Here is a 5,043-nt window from a genome sequence, read left to right as displayed (position 1 = left end):
GTGCAACAGCAGCTCACCGGTGGCGAGGCCGGGGACCTCGTGGGAGAGCGAGCCATCGGAGGCTGTCGTGCCGCAGTGCTCGGTGCGTCCCACTCGGAGGACGTACTCACGTCCCGCGTAGGGCTGTTCCCTCGGGTCCAACAGGATGATGTGCAGGCGTCGTTGCTTCAGCGTGAAGGTGCTCGTGTTACCTGTCCGGATCGGTGCCGTCCTCGGACTGACCATGCCGCGTCCCCCGTGCTTCGACTTGCCCAGGTGCCGTCACCGTGATGCCGTTGACGCCAAAATAAGCGCAGTGCTCCTGAACCCGGAATCGAGTGACAGTGAGGAATCCACAATTCTGTCGGTTGGGTGAAACCCGCCGAACCTGTCAGGTCATGGAGGCGACGCGGTCCTGGCCTGGTGGGTAGGGCGAGTGATCGCTCCTCGACGCGGTCGTGTCCCAGGGGGAGAGGTGCCCGAGCAGGTGGGTCAACCCGCCGCTGATTTGTGAGCGTCGATAGGGGCCTCCGCGGGTGGCGGGGGTGTTTCTTCCCGTGGGTGCGGGGGCCGTTGCCGTCCGGCTCCGAACACGGCGTAGAGGACCGGCAGCACCACCAGGGTGAGCAGGGTGGAGGAGATGACTCCGCCGATAACGACGGTGGCGAGAGGCCGTTGGACCTCCGCTCCCACGCCGGTGTTGAGCGCCATGGGCAGGAACCCGATGGCGGCCACGGCGGCTGTCATCAGCACGGGTCTCAAGCGTGAGAGGGCCGCTTCGCGGAGGGCTTCGCTCAACGCGTGGCCTTCATCGAGGAGGGCGCGCACGCGTGAGACGAGCACCATGTCTCCCAGCACCGATACGCCGGAGAGGGCGATGAAGCCCACGGCGGCGGAGATGGAGAAGGGCAGACCCCGAAGCAGGAGCGCGAGCACGCCGCCCACCAGGGCGAACGGCACGCCCGCGAAGATGCGCACGGCGTCGAGCACGCGCCGATAGGTGAGGTAGAGCAGGAGGAAGATGAGGGCCAGCGCCAGCGGCACCACGATGAGCAGGCGCGCCTGTGCCCGCTCCAGGTGTTCGAACTGCCCGCCGAAGCGGAGGTAGTAGCCCGAGGGCAGCTCCAACTTTTCGTCCAGGGTGCGGCGCACTTCATCGACGAAGCCGCCGAGGTCTCGGTCGCGCACGTTGGCCTGCACGACGATGCGGCGCTTGCCCCACTCGCGCTGGAGCGTGGTGGGCCCGGACACCTCGCGGATGCGGGCCAGCCGCCCCAGCGGCACACGCGCTCCCCCGGGCGCCGTCACCGGTACCCTGGCCAGCTTCGCCGGGTCATCGCGGTACTCCTCGGACAGCCGCACGGCCAGGTCGAAGCGCCGCTCGCCCTCGCGCACCTCGCCCACGCTTCGGGTACCCACCGCCTCCACGATGTCGAGCACCGCGCGGGTGGAGATGCCGTGGCGGGCCACGGCCTCGCGGTCCACCGTCACCTCCAGCACGGGCTGACCCGTGAGCTGCTCCACGGTGACGTCGGCGGCGCCTGGGATGGCCTTGACGAGGCCCTCCAGCTCACGAGCCTTGGCCTTCAGCACGTCCAGGTCGTCCCCGAAGAGCTTGATGCCCACGTCGCCGCGCACGCCGGCGATCATCTCGTTGACGCGCATCTCGATGGGCTGGAGGAACGCCATGCGCATCCCGGGCAGGTCCGCCAGCTCCGCCTTCATCTCCGCGACCAGTTCATCCTGCGTCGTGGCTCGCTTCCAGGTGTCCCGTGGCTGGAGGGTGATGAAGACGTCGGACAGCTCGATGCCCATGGGGTCCGTGGCCACCTCCGCCGTGCCGGTGCGCGTCCACACGCGCCGCACTTCATCGGGGAAGCGGGTGAGGAGCACCTTCTCTATCTGCGTGCCGTAGCGGACGGATTCGGTGAGGGACACCTCGGCCAGGCGCACGGTGTTGATGACGAGCGTGCCTTCGGACAGGCGCGGGACGAACTCGCTGCCGAGCTGCGTGGCGGCGATGAGCGCACCCACGACGAGCAGCCCCGCGCCGACGAGGACAGCCCGGGTGTGACGGAGGGCCCAGTCGAGCACGGGCTGGTAGCGGCGCTTGAGGAAGGTGACGAGGCGCGGCTCGCGGTGCTGTCCCCCGCCGCGCTTCAGGGCGAAGGATGCCAGCACCGGCATCAACGTCATGGAGAGCAGCGCGCTGCCCAGCAGGGCGAAGATGACGGTGAGCGCCATGGGGCGGAACAGCCTTCCCTCCACGCCCTCCAGCGCGAGGATGGGCAGGTACACCACCAGGATGATGAGTTCACCGAAGAGGGTGGGCCCGCGCACTTCGACGGCGGCGTCGCGCACGACTTCGAGGAGGGAGCGGCTCCCTCGGGCCTCGGCGAGCCGCCGCTCCGCGTTCTCCACGAGGATGACGGACGAGTCGACGACGAGCCCGAAGTCGATGGCTCCCAAGGACATGAGGGTGCCGGCGATGCCGAATTGCAGCATCGCGTTGAAGGCGAACAGCAGGGACAGGGGAATGGCCGCCGCGACGATGAGGCCCGCGCGCCAGTTGCCCAGGAACAGGAAGAGGACGGCGATGACGAGCAGCGCGCCTTCCATCAGGTTGGTGCGCACCGTGCGCAGCACGAGGTCCACCAGCTCGGTGCGCTCGTAGACGGGCTCCACGGAGAGGTCCTGGGGCAGGGCGCGCTTCACCTCCTCGAGTCGCTGTGCCAGCGCCTTCGTCACCGTGTGGGAGTTCTCTCCCACCAGCATGAAGCCCAGTCCCAGGACGGCCTCGCCTTCGCCGTCCGCCGTGGTGGCGCCCCGGCGGATTTCATGGCCCACCTCCACGCGGGCCACATCGCGGATGCGCACGGGTACGCCGTCATGTGCAGCGACGACGACGTCCTCGACGGCCTTGCCGCTCTCCAGGATGCCCACGCCGAGGACGAGGCTCGCCGCGCCTCCTCGCTCCACCACGCCACCGCCCACGTTCGCGTTGTTCTCCTCCAGCGCCCGGTAGACGTCCTGTAGGGAGAGGTTGAACTGTTGCAAGCGGCGCGGCTCCACCACGACGTGCCACTGCTTCTCCTCACCGCCCCAGGCGTTCACCTCGGCGACGCCGGGCACGCTGCGCAGGCGCGGCGCGATGATGCCGTCATGCAGGGTGCGCAGCTCCTCCAGGCTCTTCGTCCGGCTCTTGACGACGTAGTGGAAGACCTCGCCCAGTCCCGTGGCCACCGGCCCCAGCGAGGGGCGCTCGATGCCCGCTGGGACTTCCACGCGGCCGAGCCGCTCGGCCACCTGTTGCCGTGCGAACCACAGGTCCGTGCCGTCGCTGAACTGGAGCGTCACCTGGGACAGGCCGAACTTGGAGATGGACCGCAGCTCGCTGACGCGGGGCAGGCCCGCCAGTGATTGCTCGATGGGGATGGTGAGCTGCCGCTCCACCTCCAGGGGCGTGAGGGCCGGGGCCACGGTGTTGACCTGCACCTGCGTGGGTGTCGTGTCCGGGATTGCGTCGATGGGCAGCGCCCGGAAGGACAAGAGCCCCGAGATGATGAGGGCGAGGGTGCCCACGAGGACGGCTCCGCGATGCGTCAGCGACCAGTCGATGACTCGGGTCAGCATGGTGGCTATTCGCCCTCCGCCGTCTCGCAGCAGCCCGCGCCGATGGACTCCTTGAGGATCTCCGTCTTGAGGAGGAAGGCGCCCGTGGTGACGACCTCTTGACCCTCGGAGAGGCCCTTCACCACCTCCACGACCTCACGAGTCCCCGCGCCAAGCTCCACCACGACGGGCTCGTAGAGTCCCGCGTCCTTCTTCACGAAGACGAGCGTGCGGCCCTCGGCGCGCTGGATGGCCGCGCGAGGGACGAGCAGGGCCGGATGTTCCGCGGCCACCTGCACGCGGGCTCGAAGAAAGAGGCCCGCCTTGAGTGCGCCCTCGGGGTTCGGCAGCTCCACCCTCGCGCGCACGGTGCGGGTGGCCGGGTCCACGGACGCCCCCACGCGGGTGAGGGTAGCCTCGCGGGTTTCGCCCGGCATGCTCTCGAACGAGAGGGTGACGGGCTGTCCCGCGCGCACCACGCTGGCGTCCGCCTCGGGCACTTCCAGCAAGGCCCACAGGGTGCTCAGGTCGGCGATTTGAAGGAGCGTCTGTCCCGCGCCCACCTGTCTGCCGGGGACCGCGTCACGGCTCACCACCGTGCCTGCGAATGGAGCTGTGAGCGTGTACGTCCCCTGCTGGCTGTGGGCGGAGGCGCCCGTGGCCGTCAGGGAGGCGCGGGCGGCGTCGCGCTCCGCCTCGGCCGCGACCACGTCCGCCTGGGCCTGTTCAAGGCTCTTGCGCGCGCTGATGCCACTGTCGACGAGTGACTGTTGGCGAGCGAGCGCGGCACGCGAGGCTTCCACGCGCGCCTGGGCCGAGGAGAGCCGACCCTGGTCCGCGCCCACCGCACCGGACGTCACCACCACGAGGGCCTGTCCGGCCTTCACCTCGTCGCCGACGTCGGCTCGGACTTCGACGATGAGCGCTTCGCCGCGAGTCGAGAGCTGGGCCCGGCGGTTGTTGTTGAAGTCGAGCTGACCGACGACCTCCAACGTGCGGGCAAAGGGCCGCTTCTCCACGCGCCGGGTCTGGATGCCCGCCTCTCGCGCGGTCTCCGCCGAGGCGAGTCGAACGCGCGTGCCCGGCTCGGGGAAGGCGGGTGGCTCCGCGCCGGCGGCCTTCACCAGCTCCGGGTGGCAGTACGGACAGACGGACTCCGGGAAGCCGTGCTCCCGGCAGTAGTCACCGGCCTCGATGAACTTCGCGACGAGGGCTGGATGACACTTCGTACACTTTGACTCGGGGACCGCGTGTTCCTTGCACCAGTCCTTCGGCGCGGTGGTCTGCGCGGTGAAGGTGAGGCTCGGGTTGCATTGGAAGCACTGTGACTCGGGCACTCCGTGTTCCGCGCACCAGTCGTCTTGTGCCTTGAAGACGTCGATGAGGTCCGGGTTGCATTGGGTGCACAGCTCCGCGGGCACCTTGTGTTCACACAGGGGGATGGGCTGGGCG

Annotated in this window: 2 protein-coding genes and 1 pseudogene; all 3 read right to left on the bottom strand. The window is 69.2% G+C overall.

The genetic code is table 11. The annotated features are described in order from the left end of the window. Positions 1 to 225 (bottom strand): annotated as a pseudogene (locus HR086_RS44650) (peptidoglycan-binding protein); the annotation flags it as partial. A gap of 246 nt (positions 226 to 471) precedes the next feature. Next, a complete protein-coding gene (locus HR086_RS44645; protein WP_174468699.1) occupies positions 472 to 3,612 on the bottom strand; it encodes an efflux RND transporter permease subunit in 3,141 nt (1,046 codons plus the stop codon). A 5-nt stretch (positions 3,613 to 3,617) separates the two neighbouring features. Further along, positions 3,618 to 5,043 (bottom strand): efflux RND transporter periplasmic adaptor subunit (locus HR086_RS44640; RefSeq protein ID WP_174468698.1); only part of this gene is annotated, 1,426 nt, incomplete at its 5' end.

The sequence above is a fragment of the Myxococcus sp. CA039A genome (assembly GCF_013336645.1).
Taxonomy (GTDB): Bacteria; Myxococcota; Myxococcia; order Myxococcales; family Myxococcaceae; genus Myxococcus; species Myxococcus llanfairpwllgwyngyllgogerychwyrndrobwllllantysiliogogogochensis.
Note: the sequence above shows the minus strand (reverse complement) of the source record. Positions and strands in the feature narration are given on the sequence as shown.